The sequence below is a fragment of the Pseudomonas sp. P65(2024) genome (assembly GCF_057480955.1).
In genome coordinates this window covers 101,585-119,843 of record NZ_JBLIYX010000007.1, presented here as the reverse complement: position 1 = coordinate 119,843, position 18,259 = coordinate 101,585, and the positions used below count along the sequence as shown (strand labels likewise).

Below are 18,259 nucleotides of genomic sequence, written 5' to 3'. Positions count from 1 at the left end.
AGGGCGTACGACTTTAGGGGCAAACGTCGGTGCAATATTGATCCACGGCAGGGTATTGGCACTTGGCCATCAACCCGCCGAAACTGACAGCCGTGACAGCCAGGCGTCACGCTGCCGACCCGCTCGGCGCGCTATAACCCTGCAATAGCCGAATCTTCTCCCCAGCCCCTTGGCCAAGGTGCCCGCCCCGATGCGACGTCCGTCCCGTTCCCTCGTTATCACTGCCCTGGCCCTGGTCCTGCTGGCCGCCGTCGGCACCTGGCAGGGGTTGCGCCAGCAAGCTCCAGCCAGCCGCGCCGCCAGCGCGATCCCGGTGCGGGTGGTCGCGGTGGCCCAGCAGGATGTACCGCGCTACCTCAGCGCCATCGGCTCGGTGCTGTCGCTGCACAGCGTCGAGGTCCGCCCCCAGGTCGAGGGCGTGCTGACCCAGGTGTTGGTCAAGGAAGGCCAATGGGTCAGCCAGGGCGACCTGCTGGCCACCCTCGACGACCGGGCGATCCGCGCGAATCTGGATCAGGCCCGCGCCCAGCTCGGCCAGACCCAGGCGCAGTTGCAGGTCGGCAACGTCAACCTCAAGCGCTACCAGCTGCTGAGCACCGACGACGGCGTGTCGAAGCAGACCCTCGATCAGCAGCAAGCCCTGGTGAACCAGTTGCAGGCGACCCTCAAGGGCAACCAGGCGGCCATCGACAATGCCGCGGTACAGCTCAGCTATACGCAGATCCGCTCGCCGGTCACCGGCCGCGTCGGCATCCGCAACGTCGACCCCGGCAACCTGGTGCGCACCAGCGACACCCAGAGCCTGTTCAGCGTCACCCAGATCGACCCGATCGCCGTGGAGTTCGCCCTGCCCCAGCAGCAGCTCCCCGTCCTGCAGAGCTTGCTGAAATCGCCCACGCCCGCTGAGGTCGAGGCGTACATGGACGCCGACGGCGAACGCAGCCTGCTCGCCAGGGGCCACCTGATGCTGATCGACAACCAGGTCTCGGCCACCACCGGCACGGTGCGGGTCAAGGCCGAGTTCGACAACCAGGATGGCCGCCTGTGGCCCGGCCAGCTGGTCACCGTGCGCCTGCGCACGGCAGTGGACGAGGACGCCCTGGTGGTGCCGCCGCCAGTGGTGCAACGCAGCCTCGACGGCCACTTCGTCTACCGCCTGGATGGCGACAAGGTCAGCGCCGTGCCGGTCAAGGTGGTATACCAGGACAGCACGCTGAACGTCATCGCCGGGGTCAAGGCCGGCGACCGCCTGGTGCTGGACGGCCAGTCGCGGCTCAAGCCCGGCAGCACCGTCGAGGTCACGCCCGACGCCCCCGCCCCGGCGGAGATGGCCGACCGCAGGAGCCAGCCATGAACACCCGCAACGGCGTCTCGGCCTGGTGCATCGACCACCCCATCGCCACCCTGCTGCTGACCTTCGCCCTGGTGCTGCTGGGCGCCATCGCCTTCCCGCGCCTGCCGGTGGCGCCCCTGCCCGAGGCCGACTTCCCGACCATCCAGGTCACCGCCCAGCTGCCCGGCGCCAGCCCGGAAACCATGGCCTCGTCGGTGGCGACGCCCCTGGAGGTGCAGTTCAGCGCCATCCCCGGCATGACCCAGATGACCAGCAGCAGCGCCCTGGGCTCGACCAACCTGATCCTGCAGTTCACCCTCGACAAGAACATCGACACCGCCGCCCAGGAAGTCCAGGCGGCGATCAACACAGCCACCGCGCGCCTGCCCCAGGACATGCCCAGCCCGCCGACCTGGCGCAAGGTCAACCCGGCCGACAGCCCGGTGCTGATCCTCACCGTCAGCTCGACGCAGATGCCCGGCAACCAACTGAGCGACTACGCCGAGACCCTGCTGGCCCGCCAGCTCAGCCAGATCGACGGGGTCGGCCTGATCAACATCACCGGCCAGCTGCGCCCGGCCATCCGCGTGCAGGCCCAGCCCGAGAAGCTCGCCGCCATCGGCCTGACCCTGGCCGATATCCGCCTGGCCATCCAGCAGACCAGCCTCAACCTGGCCAAGGGCGCGTTGTACGGCGAGCACAGCGTGTCGACCCTTGCCGCCAACGACCAGCTGTTCCATCCCGAGGACTACGCCAGGCTGATCGTCAGCTACCGCAACGGCGCGCCGGTGCACCTGGCCGATGTGGCCAAGGTGATCGATGGCGCCGAGAACGCCTATGTGAAGGCCTGGTCCGGCGACCGGCCGGGGCTCAACCTGGTGATCTTCCGCCAGCCCGGCGCCAACATCGTCGACACCGTGGACCGGGTGCTCGACGCCCTGCCGCGCTTGCAGGAGATGCTGCCGGCGGCGGTCGATGTCTCGGTGCTGCAGGACCGTACCCAGACCATCCGCGCCTCGCTGCATGAGGTGGAGCTGACCCTGATGATCGCCGTGGCCCTGGTGATCGGGGTGATGGCGCTGTTCCTGCGCCAGTGGTCGGCGACCTTCATCGTCTCCAGCGTGCTCGGCGTGTCGCTGATCGCCAGTTGCGCGCTGATGTACGTGTTCGGTTTCAGCCTCAACAACCTCACCCTGGTGGCCATCGTCATCGCCGTGGGCTTCGTGGTGGATGACGCCATCGTCGTGGTGGAGAACATCCACCGCCACCTGGAGGCCGGCGACGACAGCCGCACCGCCGCGCTCAAGGGCGCCGGCGAGATCGGCTTCACCGTGGTGTCGATCAGCTTCTCGCTGATCGCCGCGTTCATTCCGCTGCTGTTCATGGGCGGCGTGGTCGGCCGGCTGTTCAAGGAGTTCGCCCTGACCGCCACCGCGACCATCCTGATCTCGGTGGTGGTCTCGCTGACCCTGGCACCGACCCTGGCCGCGCTGTGCATGCGCCGCCCGCCCGACGAGCAGCACGGCGGCCTCGGCCAGCGCCTGGTGCGCTGGTACGAAAAGGGCCTGGACCGGGCCCTGGCGCACCGGCGCGTCACCCTCGGCGTGTTCGGTCTGACCCTGGCGCTGGCGGTGGCCGGCTACGTGGCCATCCCCAAGGGCTTCTTCCCATTGCAGGACACCGGCTTCATCCTCGGCACCACCGAGGCGGCGGCGGATGTCTCCTACCCGGCGATGATCGCGAAACACCAGGCCCTGGCGAAGATCATCGAGGCCGACCCTGCGGTGCGCGCCTTCTCGCACTCGGTCGGCGTCACCGGCAGCAACCAGACCATCGCCAACGGCCGCTTCTGGATCTCCCTCAAGCCCCGTGGCGAACGCGACGTCTCGGCCAGTGAGTGGATCGACCGCATGCGCCCGAAACTGATGCAGATCCCCGGCATCGTCCTGTACCTGCGCGCCGGGCAGGACATCAACCTCAGCTCCGGTCCCTCGCGCACCCAGTACCAGTACGTGCTCAAGAGCAACGACGGCGTGGCGCTGAACCTGTGGACCCAGCGCCTGACCGAGCGCCTGCGCGAAAACCCGGCGTTTCGCGACCTGTCCAACGACCTGCAGCTGGGCGCCAGCGTCACCCGCATCGACATCGACCGCCAGGCCGCGGCGCGCTTCGGCCTGACCACCACCGACGTCGACCAGGCGCTGTACGACGCCTTCGGCCAGCGACAAATCAGCGAGTTCCAGACCGAGACCAACCAGTACAAGGTGATCCTCGAGCTGGACGCCCGCCAGCGTGGCAAGGCCGAAAGCCTCAACTACTTCTACCTGCGCTCGCCGCTGTCCGGCGAGATGGTGCCGCTGTCGGCCCTGGCCCATGTCGCGCCGCCCAGCACCGGCCCCCTGTCGATCAGCCACGACGGCCTGTTCCCAGCGGCCAACCTGTCGTTCAACCTGGCTCCCGGCGTGGCCCTGGGCGATGCGGTGCAGATCCTCGAACGCACCCAGCGCGAGCTGGGCATGCCCGACTCCATCGCCGGCAACTTCCAGGGCGCGGCCCAGGCGTTCCAGAGCTCGCTGTCCAGCCAGCCATACCTGATCCTCGCCGCGCTGGTGGCGGTGTACATCATCCTCGGCGTGCTCTACGAGAGCTTCGTGCACCCGCTGACCATCATCTCCACCCTGCCCTCGGCGGGCCTGGGCGCGCTGATCCTGCTGTGGCTGATGGGCCAGGACTTCACCATCATGGGCCTGATCGGCGTGGTGCTGTTGATCGGCATCGTCAAGAAGAACGGCATCCTGCTCATCGACTTCGCCCTCGACGCCCAGCGCCACCAGGGCATGACGCCCGAGCAGGCGATCCGCCAGGCATGCCTGGTGCGCTTCCGTCCGATCATCATGACCACCCTGGCCGCGCTGCTCGGCGCGGTGCCGCTGATGTTCGGCTTCGGCACCGGCGCCGAACTGCGCCAGCCGCTGGGCATCGCCGTGGTCGGCGGCCTGCTGGTAAGCCAGGCGCTGACGCTGTTCACCACCCCGGTCATATACTTGGCCCTGGAGCGCCTGTTCCACCGCCGCCGGGCCGCTGCCGCCCCCGCGCCGACCGCCAGTTGAGACAAGACCATGCGTGTGCTGATCATCGAAGACGAAGAGAAAACCGCCGACTACCTGCATCGCGGCCTCACCGAGCAGGGCTTCACCGTCGACCTGGCCCGCGACGGCATCGACGGCCTGCACCTGGCCTTGGAAGGCGACTACGCGGTGATCGTGCTCGACGTAATGCTGCCGGGCCTGGATGGCTACGGCGTGCTGCGCGCACTGCGGGCGCGCAAGCAGACGCCGGTGATCATGCTCACCGCCCGTGAGCGGGTCGAGGACCGTATTCATGGCCTGCGCGAAGGCGCCGACGACTACCTGGGCAAGCCGTTCTCGTTCCTTGAACTGGTCGCCCGCCTGCAGGCGCTGACCCGACGCAGCGCCATTCATGAGCCCTTGCAGATCCAGGTGGCGGACCTGTGGATCGACCTGATGGCACGCAAGGCCACCCGCGCGGGATCGCGCCTGGATCTCACCGCCAAGGAGTTTTCGCTGCTCAGCGTGCTGGCCCGGCGCCAGGGTGAGATCCTGTCCAAGACCGCCATCGCCGAGCTGGTCTGGGACATCAATTTCGACAGCGACGCCAATGTCGTCGAGGTGGCCATCAAGCGCCTGCGCGCCAAGCTCGACGGGCCGTTCGACAACAAGCTGCTGCATACCATTCGAGGCATGGGTTATGTCCTGGAGCACCGTGGGTAGCCCGGGGGGCGCTGCGCGCCCCACTCGCGACGCAAGGCCGCTCTCACAGCGGCTCGCGTCTCCCTGTAGGAGCGGCCTTGCGTCGCGAAAGGGCTGCGCAGCAGCCCCCAGTGAGATTTGTCCATGACCCTTTTCCGAAGCAAACCCGGCAACTCCATCGCCCTGCGCCTCTCGGCGCTGTTCACCCTGGTAGCCCTGGCCGTGTTCGTGCTGATCGGCAGCGCCCTGTACCGCCAGGTCGACCGCAGCCTCGACCTGCTGCCGGCCGCCGAACTGGACGCGCGCTTCAGCGTGCTCGAATCCACCCTCAACCGCTACGGCACCCCCGAGCACTGGGCCAAGATCAACAACAAGCTCAACCTGCTCAGCGAGGAAGACCGGCGCATCCGCTTCTGGGTGGTGAGCAGCAACCCGGCCTTCGAGTACGGCCATCCCACCGAGCAGGTGCGCGGCTTCGCCGAGGGCGCGCCGGGCATGCGTGACCTGCGCCTGAGCGACAGCCCCTACCCGTACAAGGTGCTGGTCAGCGAACTGCCGGCGCTGGGTGAGCGCCCGCCGCTGCGCTTTCTGATCGGCATCGACACCGAGACCTTCTGGCAGGCCCAGCACAGCTTGCTGGTGGCCATCGTCGGCCTGGCCGCCCTCGGCGTGCTGCTGGCCTCGCTGCTCGGCTACTGGGTCGCGCGCATCGGCCTCAGGCCCCTGCTGGCGCTGTCGGACGAAGCCCAGGCCCTGGCCCCGCCGCGCCTGGACGACCGCCTGCAGACCCGCGACCTGCCGCCGGAGCTGGCGCAGTTCGCCGGCGCCTTCAACGCCGCCCTCGACCGGGTCAGCCAGGCCTATTCGCAACTCGAGGCCTTCAACGCCGACGTCGCCCACGAACTGCGCTCGCCGCTGACCAACCTGATCGGCCAGACCCAGGTCGCCCTGACCCGCGGGCGCAGCGCCGAGCACTACTTCGAGGTGCTGCAATCGAACCTCGAAGAGCTGGAGCGGCTGCGCAGCATCATCAACGACATGCTGTTCCTGGCAAGCGCCGACCAGGGCAGCAAGGCCACCTCGCTGACCAGCGCCTCGCTGGCCGAGGAAGTGGCCACCACCCTCGACTACCTCGACTACATCCTCGAGGACGCCCAGGTCAGCGTCAGCGTCAGCGGCGACGCCCAAGCCTGTTTCGAAAAGGCCCAGCTGCGCCGGGCGCTGATCAACTTGCTCAACAACGCCGTCCAGCACACCGCGCCGCACCAGGTGATCCAGGTGCGCATCGAGGCGGGCGAGGAACAGGTCAGCATCGCGGTGAGCAACCCAGGGCCGGCGATTGCCGACGAGCACCTGCCGATGCTGTTCGAGCGCTTCTACCGAGTGGATGCAGCGCGTGCCAACAGCGGCGGCGGCAACCACGGACTGGGCCTGGCCATCGTCAAGGCGATCGCCCTGATGCACGGTGGCAGTGTTTTCGTGCACAGCCAAGCCGGCGCCAATACCTTCGGCATTAACCTGCCGAACGCTCAACTACGCGGGTTTGCGGTAAAAGTCTGAGTGTTTTTGCCGCGATCATTACTTTTTGCGCAACAGTGCTTATCTGAACAGCCTCTGTTTCCCCGCTGTTTACAGGACTAACTTTAGCCCTGTCTCCATTAGCACTTGCCACGCAAGAAGGTTGCATCAAATGTCCAACAGTATGGGTATTGCCAGCGTGTTCGTCCTGTCTTCCCTGTTGTTGTCGCCCCTGGCCATGGCCGAAGAATCCCCGGCCTTCGTTGCCCGTAACGCCGAACTCGCCGCAGTTCACCAGGAGGCGCGTGACGCTTACGCCGCACAGCAGTCCGCTGCGGCAAAAGACGCACAGCAGACAGCCTCCAAGGTATCTGTCGATACCGATGCCGATAGTTGACCGGCCACGTCAACTGTTTCCAGTTTTCCCTGGGCTACACCATGGGCACTGCCTGTGACGATATGTTAGCCTTTCAAAGCCGCTGCCTTTCAGCGGCTTTTTTTATGCGTCGAAAATATCAGCCTGGCTGTTACGTCTCTAATAAGAACTTGCAGACACGACAATAAAAAACTGCCCCATCGCTTGACCAAAGGAGTGTGTACCGGTGTCTTTTGCGTTTCGTTTCACCCCGTTGTTCGTTGCATTGGCCGCAACGATGCCCATGGCCGCACAGGCCGATGAAGACAAGGCTGATGGCTTCATCGAGGGTTCCACGCTGAACCTGCATTTCAGAAATGCCTACTTCAACCGCAACGAGAAGAATGCCTCGATCAAGGACAAGCGCGAGTGGGGCCAAGGTGCCGTCGCCCGCTTCGAGTCCGGCTACACGCCCGGCGTGATCGGTTTCGGCCTCGACGCCCACGCCATGGTCGGCCTGAAGCTGGACGGCGGCGGCGGCCGCGCCGGCACCTCGATCCTGCCGAGCGCGCCGGAAGACAAGGCACGCCATGCCTTCTCCACCGCTGGCGGCGCGATCAAGCTCAAGGGCTTCGATACCGAGTTCAAGGCCGGTGACCTGTTCCTCACCAACCCGGTGATCGCCGGTGGCGAAAGCCGCATGCTGCCGCAGACCTTCCGCGGCGTCGCCGTGACCAACCGCAGCATCGACGGGCTGATGCTCGAAGGCGGCAAGGTCAGCTTCACCAAGCCGTACAACCAGAGCGGCCACCGCCGCATCAACACCTACTACAGCAACCAGACGCCCGAGCAGGACAGCCAGAACCTGAGCTGGGCCGGTGCGTCCTGGAGCGGCACCGAAGGCGTCACCGCCAACGTCTACGCCGCCGAGCTGAAGGACATCTGGAACCAGTACTACGCCGACTTCGACTACACCTACGCGGTCAACGACCTGGTCAGCCTGAACCCTGGCGTGCACTTCTATCACACCCAGGACACCGGCCAGTCAAAGCTGGGCGACATCGACAACAACACCTGGAGCGTGCACTTCACCGTCGCCGCCGGGTACCACAGCGTCACCGCCGCCTACCAGCGGGTCAACGGCGACACGCCGTTCGACTACATCAACCTGGGCGACAGCATCTTCCTCGACAACTCGCGCATGTACTCGGACTTCAACGCACCGAACGAGCGCTCGTGGAAGCTGCAGTACGACTATGACTTCGCCGGCCTCGGCATGCCGGGCCTGAGCACCTCGCTGTCGTACTCGCGCGGCAAGGCCGACCTGACCAAAGCCAGCCAGGACACCCAGTACTACGCTTTCTATAACGCCGACGGCGAGAATGCCCGGCACTGGGAGCGTGACTTCGACGTGAAGTACGTATTCCAGCAAGGCCAGCTGAAGGACCTGTCGGTGCTGCTGCGCTATGCCACGCACCGGGCCAACGCGGCGTACTCGAACATCCAGGACAACAACGAATTCCGCGTGATCGTGGATTATCCGTTGAACGTGTTCTGATCTGAAACCGATCGCGGGGCAAGCCCGCTCCCACGACCATGACCTGGCCTTGGCCTTGGCCTTGGCGAATGGTGGGAGCGGGCTTGCCCCGCGATGGGCCTACTGAATCATTTCCGTCGGCCAAATCAGCTTTGATCTTGTCCGACAATCCCGCCTTGCCTAAAATACTGCCGCCGCTTTCCGGCCCACTCCCCATGGATCCCGGGGCTTATGCAGTTGCGAGCATGACGTTGCCCACCCGATCACCACGATCCGCCCTGTACAAGTCACACCCCGAGCTGGTCCTCAACCTGGGCAGCTGCCTTGCCGTGCTCGCCATCGTGGCCATCGTCAGCTACCTGCTGGCCCGCGAGCGCGACAGCGTCGAGCAGTCAGCGATGCGTTCGTCGAGCAACATCGTGCAACTGATCGAAAGCGACATCCTGCGCAACGTCGAACTCTACGACCAGTCGCTCAAGGGCCTGATCTGGGCCGTGCAGCACCCCGAGCTGCTCAACGTGCCCGCCAAGCTGCGCCAGCAGATCCTCTTCAACCAGGCCTTCTCAGCCCCGGTGCGCGGCGACATCCTCTGGCTCGATGCCAAGGGCGACGTGCTTGGCGACTCCACCAGCGTGGTGCCGCGCCAAGCCAACTTCGCCGACACCGTGCCCTTCCAAGCCCACCGCGACCGCCCGGGCCTGGGCCTGCTGATCAGCCCACCGTTCAAGGCGCGGCTGGGCAACCTGGACTGGTGCATCAGCTTCAGCCGGCGCATCTCCGGCGCCAACGGCGAGTTCCAGGGCCTGGCCGCCGGGGCCCTGCGCCTGTCCTACTTCAACGAATTGTTCCAGCGCCTGGACATCGGCGTGGACAGCAGCATTAACCTGCTCAACACCGACGGCCAGCTGCTGGCGCGCCAGCCGACCCGGCCGCAGGATCCGTTGATCGGCACCAGCTTCAGCGAGCGCCCCAACTTCAAGCGCATCCTCGAGCAGCGCAGCGGCAGCTTCACCGCCCACTCAACGGTCTATGAAGGCCTGCGTATCTACACCTTCGCCCGGGTCGCCGACCTGCCGCTGATCGTGCTGGTGGCGCACTCGGCCGACGAGGTGTTCCAGTCGTGGCGGCGCACCGCGATCGTGGTCAGCGTAGCCACCGGCGTGCTGTGCATCGGCATCCTCTGGCTGACCCTGCTGCTGGGTCGTGAACTGCGCCGTCGCCACGATGCCGAGCAAGGCCTGGCCACCCTCGCCGCCACCGACAGCCTCACGGGCCTTGCCAACCGCCGCCGCCTGGATCAGGTGCTGCGTCAGGAGTGGGCGCGGGCGCAGCGAAACCGCAAACCACTGGCGGTGCTGATGGTGGATGTGGATCACTTCAAGGCATTTAACCAACGCCACGGCCATGCGGGCGGCGACCATGTGCTGCGCGAGGTGGCCACGACCCTGGAGCTGTGCATCCGGCGCCCGGCGGACCTGGCGGCGCGCTATGGCGGTGAGGAATTCCAGGTGGTGTTGCCGGAGACTAACCTGGCGGGTGCGCGGCTGCTGGCCGAGCGCATTCGCGCCAGCGTAGAGGCGATGCCGCCGTTCGGCGATGATGAGCGATCAGTGACGGTCAGCGTAGGAATCGGCTTGTATGTACCGGGCACCGCGCAGGATCTGTCGGCACTGCTGGCCGATGCGGATGAGGCGTTGTACCGCGCCAAGGCCAATGGCCGTAATCGGGTGGAAGGGCCTGAGGCTTGAGGCGCTGGGGCCGCTATGCGGCCTTTCGCCGGCAAGCCGGCTCCCACAACGACCACATCAAAATGCAGCCATGTGCCATCTCTTGAGAACCGGCTTGCCAGCGAGAGGGCTGCAGAGCAGCCCCTCAAACTCAAGACTGAGCGCGAGCTGCGTTACGCAGAGCCTTCACCTGGTCATGATTGCGCTGCACACCCTGCAGTTGCTTCTCTACCAGTGCATAGCTCTGGTCATTGACCGAGCGCCCCAACTTGACCAGCTTCTCACGGGCCTCTTTGTAGGCCTTGAGCGCATGGTCTTCACCGCGCTCCACCTCGTTTAGCACCGCCTCTTCATCCTTGCCGGTGACCATTGACTTGAGGTTGACCCAGCCACGGTGCAGGTCGCCGCTGATGCTGGTGCTGGTCTCTGGATCGCCACCCAGCCGGCGCACTTCGCTCTGCAGCTCGGCCGCAGCACTGGCGCACTCGCTGGCGCGCTGTACGAAGAAGGCTTTGAGTTGGGGATTCTTCACATCCTCGGCAGAGGTCTTGAAGCCTTTCTCACCATCCTTGCTGTACTCGATCAGGTCGTTGAGTACGTCAATCGTGTCTTTGTTGGGATTGCTCATGGCAACAAACTCCTTGGCAGGTGATAGTCACCTTTACCGGAGCAGACTTCGTGCCAGGCTAATGAATAGAAAAATAACTATAAAAATCAACAAGTTGAACCAAACAATCAAAAACCTGAAAACGGCGTTCTGCATGATCGCCGCTTGGGTCGTCGTGCAGTTTGCAGTATGGTCCGCGCTCAACCCGCCACAGGCCGATGCTCGATGAAACCTGAAACCCTGCAACTGCTGGTCACCCGCACCATGCCCTTCGGCAAGTACCAGGGCCGTATCATCGCTGACCTGCCGGGCGACTACCTGGCGTGGTTCGCCCGCAAGGGCTTCCCGCCCGGGGAGCTGGGCGGGTTGCTGGCGTTGATGCATGAGATCGACCACAACGGGTTGGGTGATCTGCTGAAACCGTTGCGGGGCAAGCCCCGGGGGTGACGGCCCCGGTGTAGGAGCGGCCTTGTGTCGCGAACGGGCCGCAAAGCGGCCCCTCGATTTCAGCGTTCATGCAACAATCGCCGGGGCCGCTTCGCGCCCCGTTCGCGACACAAGGCCGCTCCTACAGGGACAGCACAGGGCCCGGGCGGGCGTACCTACCCCTTGGCCGGCGCCACCACCATCTCCACCTGTTCGCTCTTCTTGATCACGGCATACACCACCGCCGTCAGCAGACTGCCGGCCACGATCGCCAGCAGGTACAGCAGCGCATGGTTGATCGCGTTGGGGATCAGCAGCACGAACAGGCCACCATGGGGCGCCATCAGCTTGCAGCCGAAGTACATCGACAAGGCCCCGGTCAGCGCGCCACCGGCGATGCTCGCCGGGATCACCCGCAACGGATCCTTGGCGGCGAACGGAATCGCCCCTTCAGAGATAAAACACAGCCCCAGCGCCAGCGCGGCCTTGCCGGCCTCGCGCTCGCTCTGGGCAAATTTGCGCCGGGCCAGAAAGGTGGCAATGCCCAGGCCGATCGGCGGCACCATGCCGGCGGCCATGGTCGCGGCCATTGGCGCATAGCTCGACGACGCCAGCAGCCCTACCGAGAACGCATAGGCAGCCTTGTTGATCGGTCCGCCCAGGTCTACACACATCATGCCGCCGAGCAGCAGCCCGAGCAGAATTGCGTTGGTGGTGCCCATGCTGTCGAGAAAATGGGTCAGCCCTTCAAGCATGGCGGCCACGGGCTGGCCGACCACGTAGATCATCACCAGGCCGGTGAACAGGCTGGCCAGCAGCGGGATGATGAGGATCGGCTTTAGCGCGTCGAGGCTGCTGGGCAGGCGCACCCAGCGGGCGATGGCCTTGGCGCTGTAGCCGGCCAGGAAGCCGGCGACGATGCCGCCGATGAACCCCGCCCCCAGCGTGCTCGCCAGCAGGCCGCCGATCATCCCGGGCGCCAGGCCCGGGCGGTCGGCGATGGACCAGGCGATGTAGCCGGCGAGCAGCGGCACCATCAGCTTGAACGCCGCCTCGCCGCCGATCTGCATCAGCGCGGCGGGCAACGTACCGGGCTCCTTGTAGGCCTCGATACCGAACACGAACGACAGCGCGATCAGCAGGCCGCCGGCCACCACCATCGGCAGCATGAACGACACCCCGGTCAGCAGGTGCTTGTAGACGCCAGTCTTCTCGGCCTGCTGCACCGCGCCAGGCGCCCCCCCCGCAGCCTCTACCTTGCCCTCGGCCAGCGCCTTGTCCAGCGTGGCGCGGGCCTGCTTGAGGGCAATGCCGGTACCGCAGCGGTAGATGCGCTTGCCGGCGAAACGCGCAGCCGGCACCTCGATATCGGCGGCCAGCAGCACCACGTCGGCCTCGGCGATGGCCTCGGCCGGCAGCGGGTTACGCGCGCCAACCGAGCCCTGGGTCTCCACGGTGAGCTGGTAGCCCATGGCCTGCGCCGCCTGTTGCAGCGCTTCGGCGGCCATGAAGGTATGGGCCACGCCGGTCGGGCAGGCGGTCACCGCGACGATTTTCGGCGCGCTGCCCAGTGGAGCCGTTGTCGCCTCGTGCACCCGAGCCTCGGCGGCGGCTTGGTCAAGAAACCCCTCGCGGTCCGCCAGTGCCTGGGCCGGCGTGCTCTGGTACACGCGCTTGCCCGCGAAGCGCGCCAGGTCCAGCGCCCCGGTGCTGACCACCAGCACCCAGTCGGCCTGTGCAATCTGCGCCATGGTCAGGCGGCGCTCGGGGTGCTCGGCATCCTGCACCTCGACACTGGTGCTCCAGCCCCGACGCTGGGCCGCGGCGGCCAGCAGGCGGGCGCTGAGCACGCTGGACACCTGCCCGTTGGGGCAGGCGGTGACAATGGCAATGTTCATCAGCAACCCTCTTCTTGTTGTTCTACCAGGTGCACGGCGGCCTCCAGGCGGGCCAGTTGCTCGCGATCCTGGATGCCGAAGCCGACCTGGGTGACCGCCTGGGCGGCGATGGCGGTGGCACGGCGCAAGGTGGCGGCGGGCGCCTCGGCCTGGAGCAGGCCATGGACCATGCCGGCGACCAGCGAATCACCGGCGCCGACGGTGCTGGCGATGTGCACCTTCGACGGCTGCGCATGCAGCGCCAGGCCGGCGGCGAACCAGGTCACGCCCTGCTCGCCCTGGGACACCACCACATGCTCGACACCGCTGGCCAGCAAGCGCTGCGCAGCGGCGCGCCGGCCGGCCGGGTCAAGCACGGGCTGCCCAAGCACCTCGCCCAGCTCCTCGGTGTTGGGCTTGACCAGCCAGGGCGCGGCCTCAAGGCCGGCACGCAAGGCTTCGCCGCTGCTGTCCAGGGCCACCTTCAATCCCTGTGACTTGAGCATGAGCAGCAACTCGCGCAGCCATTCGGGGCTGACCCCCTGCGGCAGGCTACCGGCCACCACCACGGCGTCATGCCCCGGGGCCACCTCGGCCAGTCGGCGCAGCAAGGCGTCGCGGGCGGCCTCGTCGACCTGCGGCCCCGGCCCGTTGATATCGGTGACCTGGCCATCGGCCTCGACCAGCTTGATGTTGCTGCGGGTCTCGCCGGGCACGCGGACGAAGCAGTCGGCGAACCCACGCCAGGCAATCAGCGCCTCGAACGGCGCCAGGTTGTCGAGCCCGAGAAAACCGCCGACGGTCACGCTGTGGCCCAGGTCGGCCAGCACCTGGGCGACGTTAAGCCCCTTGCCGGCGGCATGGCTGTGCTGAGCCTGGCTGCGGTTGACCGCGCCGGGGCGCAGGCGCTCGAGGCTGATGGTGATATCCAGCGCCGGGTTGAGGGTAAGGGTGAGGATCTTGGCCATCAGTAACGCTCCACCAGCGCCCGGACTGCCTCGGCGCTGTCTTGTTGCAGGGCCTCGCGCGCCAGGGCGCGTGCCGTCGAAAGGTCGGCCTGGCGTACCAGAGCCTTGACTTCAGGGATGCTGCGGGCGGCGACGCTCAGCTCGTCCACCTCCAGGCCCAGCAGCACGGCGACGGCCTGCGGATCGGCCGCCAGTTCGCCGCACACGCCAACCCACTTGCCCTGGGCATGGGCGGCGCGCACGGTCATGTCGATCAGGTTGAGCACCGCCGGGTGCAGGCCGTCGGCCTGGGCCGAGAGGCTCGGGTGGCCACGGTCGATAGCCAGGGTGTACTGGGTCAGGTCGTTGGTGCCAATGCTGAAGAAGTCCACCTCGCGGGCCAACTGCGGCGCCAGCAGGGCGGCCGACGGTACCTCGACCATGATGCCCACCTGCAGGTCGGCCACTGGAACCTCCTGGCGCAGCCGCTCGACCATGGCCTTGGCGGCACGCCATTCATGGAGCTGACCGACCATGGGGAACATGATGCGCAGCGGGCGATTATCCGCTGCGCGCAGCAGGGCCCGCAGCTGGTCTTCCATCACTTGCGGGCGTTGCAGGGTCAGGCGCACGCCGCGCACGCCGAGGAACGGGTTCTCTTCCGCCGCGATCGGCCAGTACGGCAAGGGCTTGTCGCCGCCCACATCAAGGGTGCGCACCACCAGCGGGCGCCCGCCCAGGCCGTCGAGCACCCGGCGGTACTCGGCCTCCTGGGTGGCCACATCGGGCAGTTGCGGGTGGGCCATGAAAATCAGCTCGGTGCGCAGCAGGCCGACGCCTTCGGCGCCCTGCTCGACGACTTTGCCGATGCCGCTGCTTTCGCCGATGTTGGCGAACACTTCGACGGCGTGGCCGTCGCGGGTCAGGGCCGGCTCATGGCGGTTGGCCCAGGCGATCTGCAAGCGCCGCTCGCGGGCATCGCGCTCGGCCAGCGCCCTTTGCAAGCGGGCCTCGGGCGGCGCGACCTCGACCTGCCCGCGCTGGCCATCGAGCAGCAGTGGCGTGCCGTTCTCCAGCAGCAGCACGGCTGCGCCGGCCCCGACTACCGCCGGAATGCCCAGCGCCCGGGCGACGATGGCGCTGTGGGCCGTGGCGCCGCCCTGGGCGGTGACGATGCCGGCGACCCGCGCCGGGTCCAGGCGCGCCACATCGGACGGGCCCACCTCGGCCATCACCAGCACGTAGGGCTGCTCGGGCTCGACCACCGTCTGCACGCCACACAACTGGGCCAGCACACGGCGACCGATATCGCGCAGGTCGGCGGCGCGCTCGGCCAGCAGGGCGTCGTGCAGCACCTCCTGCTGGCGGGCGGCGCTCTCGATCACCGCCATCCACGCGGCGGCGGCGCTCTCGCCCTGGGCCAGGCGCACCTCGACATCATCGGTCAGGGCCGGATCGGCCAGCATTTCCTGGTGGGTGATGAAGATTTCGCCGATGGCCTTGTCGCTGCGTTGCACCAGGGCCTGCAGGTCGGCGTGCACCTTGTCGATGGCCACTCGCAACCGGGCGCGTTCCTGGCCCGGCGACTCGCCGCGCAGCGGGTAGTCGATCTCGCGCTCGACGCACACATGGGCCGGGCCACTGGCAATGCCCGGCGCGGCCGCGACACCCTGCAGGGTGCTGCCGGGCGCCGGAGCCTGGAGGGTTTCGATGGGTGGCTGCTCCACAGCTGCCGTTTGCGGCAAGGGCTCGACCTCCTCGCCCAACCCCTGCTCGATGGCGGCCAGCAGCACCGGCAAGGCATCGGCGGCAACGCCAGGTTCGGCGATCAGTTCCAGCACCTGGCCACGGCGAGCGCCGAGGCTCAGCAGCTTGCTCAGGCTCTTCACCGAGACGGCGGGCTGGGCGCTATCATGCAGGCGGATGCGGATCTCGCCCTCGAAGCCCTTGGCCAACTGCGCCAGCGCCTTGGCCGGACGCGCATGCAGGCCATGGGCGTTGGCCAGCACCACCCGGGCGCTGGGCCAGTCGGCGGGCGCCTCGCCGCCGAGCACTTCGAGCACGGCGCGGCTGCTGGTGGCCTGGTAGAGCATCTGCCCACGGCCCTCGATCAGCACCTCGCACAAGCGCTCGAGCAAGGCCTGGTGGGCGGCGCCGAGGCTGGCCAGGCAGAACAGGCCATTGAGCGGCTGGTCGCGGTAGCGCAGTGGCTGCTGTGGAGTAACGAAGGCCAGGCCCGGTTGACGCACCTCGCGTTCACTGTGCAGCCACCACAGGCCTTCGCCCAGCGGCAGCGGCTCGGTCTGCTGCAGCACGGCGGCAAAGCCGCTGTCGGCACAGCCGCCGCGTTGCAACAGGCGGGCGCCGCGCCAGGCCAGCTCGTCGAAATCTTCCGCCGCCAGGTTGAGGCCGACCAGTTGGGCATCCAGCGCCAGCTCGCGCGGCGCGCCCTGCAGCAGTTTGAGCAGCGCCTCGGCGGAGCTGGCCCGGCGCAGCGCCTCGGCCAGGTCGGTTTCGCCCAAGGCACGGGTCAGCAACTGCAGCAGACGCAGGTGTTCATCGGAGCGGGCGGCGATGCCGATGGCCAGGTAGACGATCTGGCCGTCGCCCCAGTCCACGCCATCGGGGAACTGCAGCAGACGCACACCGGTGGCGTACACCAGCGCGCGGGTCTGCGGCGTGCCGTGGGGGATGGCGATACCCTGGCCGAGGAAGGTCGAGCCCTGCGCCTCCCTGGCCTGCAGCCCCGCCAGGTAGCCCTCGGCGACCAAGCCATCGGCAACCAGTCGATCGGCCAGCAACGCCAGTGCCTCGCCCTTGTCGGCGGCACGCTGGCCCATGGCAATCTGCTCCACGGCAAGCTCGAGCATGACCCTCTCCTTTTGCGGCAGCCCTGTTGGCTACCGAGGTATTGTTGTGGAATTCGACGGCAAAAGCCGCCAAAACGATCAGCGCAACGGGCGAATGCGTATTTCCAGGCAGGAAATTTCGTCTTGCTGAAACGTTTAATCTGACCAGACGGCCACGTTACTCGATAATCTGCCAACGAAAAAGCCCCATCCTGTCGGACAATTGCGACAATGGTCGTCTGCGCGCGGGCCCGCGGATGGGTGAAACTAGCCGGTCAAGCCCCGTGGCCAGTCCCGGAAACAACAAGGAAAATTCGGTGAAACTCAGCGATATCGCCCGTCTGGCCGGTGTGTCCGTGACCACCGCCAGCTACGTCATCAATGGCAAGGCCGAACAGCAGCGCATCAGCAACAGCACCGTCGAGCGCGTGCGTGCGGTGGTCGAGGCCCACGGCTTTACGCCCAACCCCCAGGCCGCCGGCCTGCGCAGCCGCCACACGCGCACCCTGGGCTTCATTCTCCCGGATCTGGAGAACCCCAGCTACGCCCGCATCGCCAAGCAACTGGAGCAAGGCGCCCGCGCCCGTGGCTACCAGCTGCTGATCGCCAGCAGCGACGACCAGCCCGACAGCGAACGCCAGTTGCAGCAGCTGTTCCGCGCCCGCCGCTGCGATGCGCTGTTCGTCGCCAGCTGCCTGCCGCCGGAGGACGACAGCTACCGCGAGCTGCAGGCCAAGGGCCTGCCGGTGATCGCCATTGACCGACGCCTGGACCCGGCGCATTTCTGCTCGGTGATCAGCGACGACCGCGACGCCAGCCGCCAGCTGGCCCAGAGCCTTTTGAAAACCCGCCCGCGCAGCATCGCCCTGATCGGCGCCCGCCCCGAGCTGTCAGTGAGCCAGGCCCGCGCCGGTGGCTTCGACGAGGCCCTGCAAGGCTTCGACGGCGACGTGCGGCGCTACCAGGGCGAGGCCTTCAGCCGTGAATGCGGCCAGCGCCTGATGCAGCAACTGATCGACGAACTGGGCGGTCTGCCGGATGCCTTGGTGACCACCTCCTACGTGCTGCTGCAGGGCGTGTTCGACACCCTCCAGGCGCGCCCTGAGGATTCCCGTGAGCTGCAACTGGGCACCTTCGGCGACAACCAGTTGCTCGACTTCCTGCCGCTGCCGGTCAACGCCATGGCCCAGCAGCACGGCCTGATCGCCGCCACCGCGCTGGAACTGGCCCTGGCCGCCATCGAGGACAAGCGCTACGAGCCCGGTGTGCACGCCATCGGCCGCACCTTCAAGCAACGGATCGCCAAGGCCTGA

13 protein-coding genes are annotated in these 18,259 nt (G+C 67.0%); 9 read left to right on the top strand and 4 right to left on the bottom strand.

Going from position 1 to position 18,259, the window contains the following annotated elements:
- Window positions 1-190: 190 nt before the first annotated feature.
- From AC25MA_RS12515 to AC25MA_RS12485, 7 genes are all read left to right on the top strand, one after another.
- Complete coding sequence (locus tag AC25MA_RS12515) at window positions 191-1,354, top strand: efflux RND transporter periplasmic adaptor subunit (RefSeq protein ID WP_186594250.1); 1,164 nt, start codon at window positions 191-193, stop codon at window positions 1,352-1,354.
- Window positions 1,351-4,443, top strand: a complete 3,093-nt coding sequence (locus AC25MA_RS12510) for a multidrug efflux RND transporter permease subunit (RefSeq protein WP_069016124.1) — start codon at window positions 1,351-1,353, stop codon at window positions 4,441-4,443. The genes AC25MA_RS12515 and AC25MA_RS12510 overlap by 4 nt, the downstream gene beginning before the upstream one ends.
- A gap of 9 nt (window positions 4,444-4,452) precedes the next feature.
- The gene (locus tag AC25MA_RS12505; protein ID WP_028689812.1) at window positions 4,453-5,124 is read left to right on the top strand and encodes a heavy metal response regulator transcription factor; all 672 of its coding nucleotides are present in this window, start codon (window positions 4,453-4,455) and stop codon (window positions 5,122-5,124) included.
- A 123-nt stretch (window positions 5,125-5,247) separates the two neighbouring features.
- Window positions 5,248-6,663, top strand: a complete 1,416-nt coding sequence (locus AC25MA_RS12500; RefSeq protein ID WP_062364001.1) for a heavy metal sensor histidine kinase — start codon at window positions 5,248-5,250, stop codon at window positions 6,661-6,663.
- Window positions 6,664-6,793: 130 nt separating this feature from the next.
- Window positions 6,794-7,018, top strand: a complete 225-nt coding sequence (locus AC25MA_RS12495) for a hypothetical protein (protein WP_023631633.1) — start codon at window positions 6,794-6,796, stop codon at window positions 7,016-7,018.
- 205 nt (window positions 7,019-7,223) lie between these two features.
- Window positions 7,224-8,534, top strand: a complete 1,311-nt coding sequence (locus tag AC25MA_RS12490; RefSeq protein WP_028689814.1) for an OprD family porin — start codon at window positions 7,224-7,226, stop codon at window positions 8,532-8,534.
- Window positions 8,535-8,764: 230 nt separating this feature from the next.
- Window positions 8,765-10,261 carry a sensor domain-containing diguanylate cyclase gene (locus tag AC25MA_RS12485; protein ID WP_213883049.1) on the top strand — a complete coding sequence of 499 codons (1,497 nt, stop codon included), beginning with the start codon at window positions 8,765-8,767 and terminating at the stop codon, window positions 10,259-10,261.
- Between the two features lie 130 nt (window positions 10,262-10,391).
- Here the strand turns inward: AC25MA_RS12485 and AC25MA_RS12480 are convergent, their stop codons facing one another.
- Complete coding sequence (locus AC25MA_RS12480; protein ID WP_028689816.1) at window positions 10,392-10,868, bottom strand: ferritin-like domain-containing protein; 477 nt, start codon at window positions 10,866-10,868, stop codon at window positions 10,392-10,394.
- A 204-nt stretch (window positions 10,869-11,072) separates the two neighbouring features.
- Between AC25MA_RS12480 and AC25MA_RS12475 the strand changes: the two genes are divergently transcribed.
- Window positions 11,073-11,294, top strand: coding sequence for a DUF3820 family protein (locus tag AC25MA_RS12475; RefSeq protein WP_062363998.1), 222 nt, complete (start codon window positions 11,073-11,075; stop codon window positions 11,292-11,294).
- A 155-nt stretch (window positions 11,295-11,449) separates the two neighbouring features.
- Here the strand turns inward: AC25MA_RS12475 and AC25MA_RS12470 are convergent, their stop codons facing one another.
- The 3 genes from AC25MA_RS12470 to ptsP are packed head-to-tail and all read right to left on the bottom strand — an operon-like array spanning window position 11,450 to window position 16,967.
- A complete protein-coding gene (locus tag AC25MA_RS12470) occupies window positions 11,450-13,171 on the bottom strand; it encodes a PTS fructose-like transporter subunit IIB (protein WP_486972068.1) in 1,722 nt (573 codons plus the stop codon).
- Window positions 13,171-14,118, bottom strand: a complete 948-nt coding sequence (pfkB, locus tag AC25MA_RS12465; RefSeq protein WP_069016126.1) for a 1-phosphofructokinase — start codon at window positions 14,116-14,118, stop codon at window positions 13,171-13,173. Before pfkB ends, AC25MA_RS12470 begins: the two co-directional genes overlap by 1 nt.
- Complete coding sequence (gene ptsP / locus AC25MA_RS12460; RefSeq protein ID WP_088852760.1) at window positions 14,118-16,967, bottom strand: phosphoenolpyruvate--protein phosphotransferase; 2,850 nt, start codon at window positions 16,965-16,967, stop codon at window positions 14,118-14,120. Before ptsP ends, pfkB begins: the two co-directional genes overlap by 1 nt.
- Before the next feature lie 296 nt (window positions 16,968-17,263).
- Here ptsP and cra point away from each other — a divergent pair, with 296 nt between their 5' ends.
- Window positions 17,264-18,259: a catabolite repressor/activator gene (gene cra / locus AC25MA_RS12455; RefSeq protein ID WP_028689822.1), complete on the top strand. Its 996-nt coding sequence runs from the start codon at window positions 17,264-17,266 to the stop codon at window positions 18,257-18,259.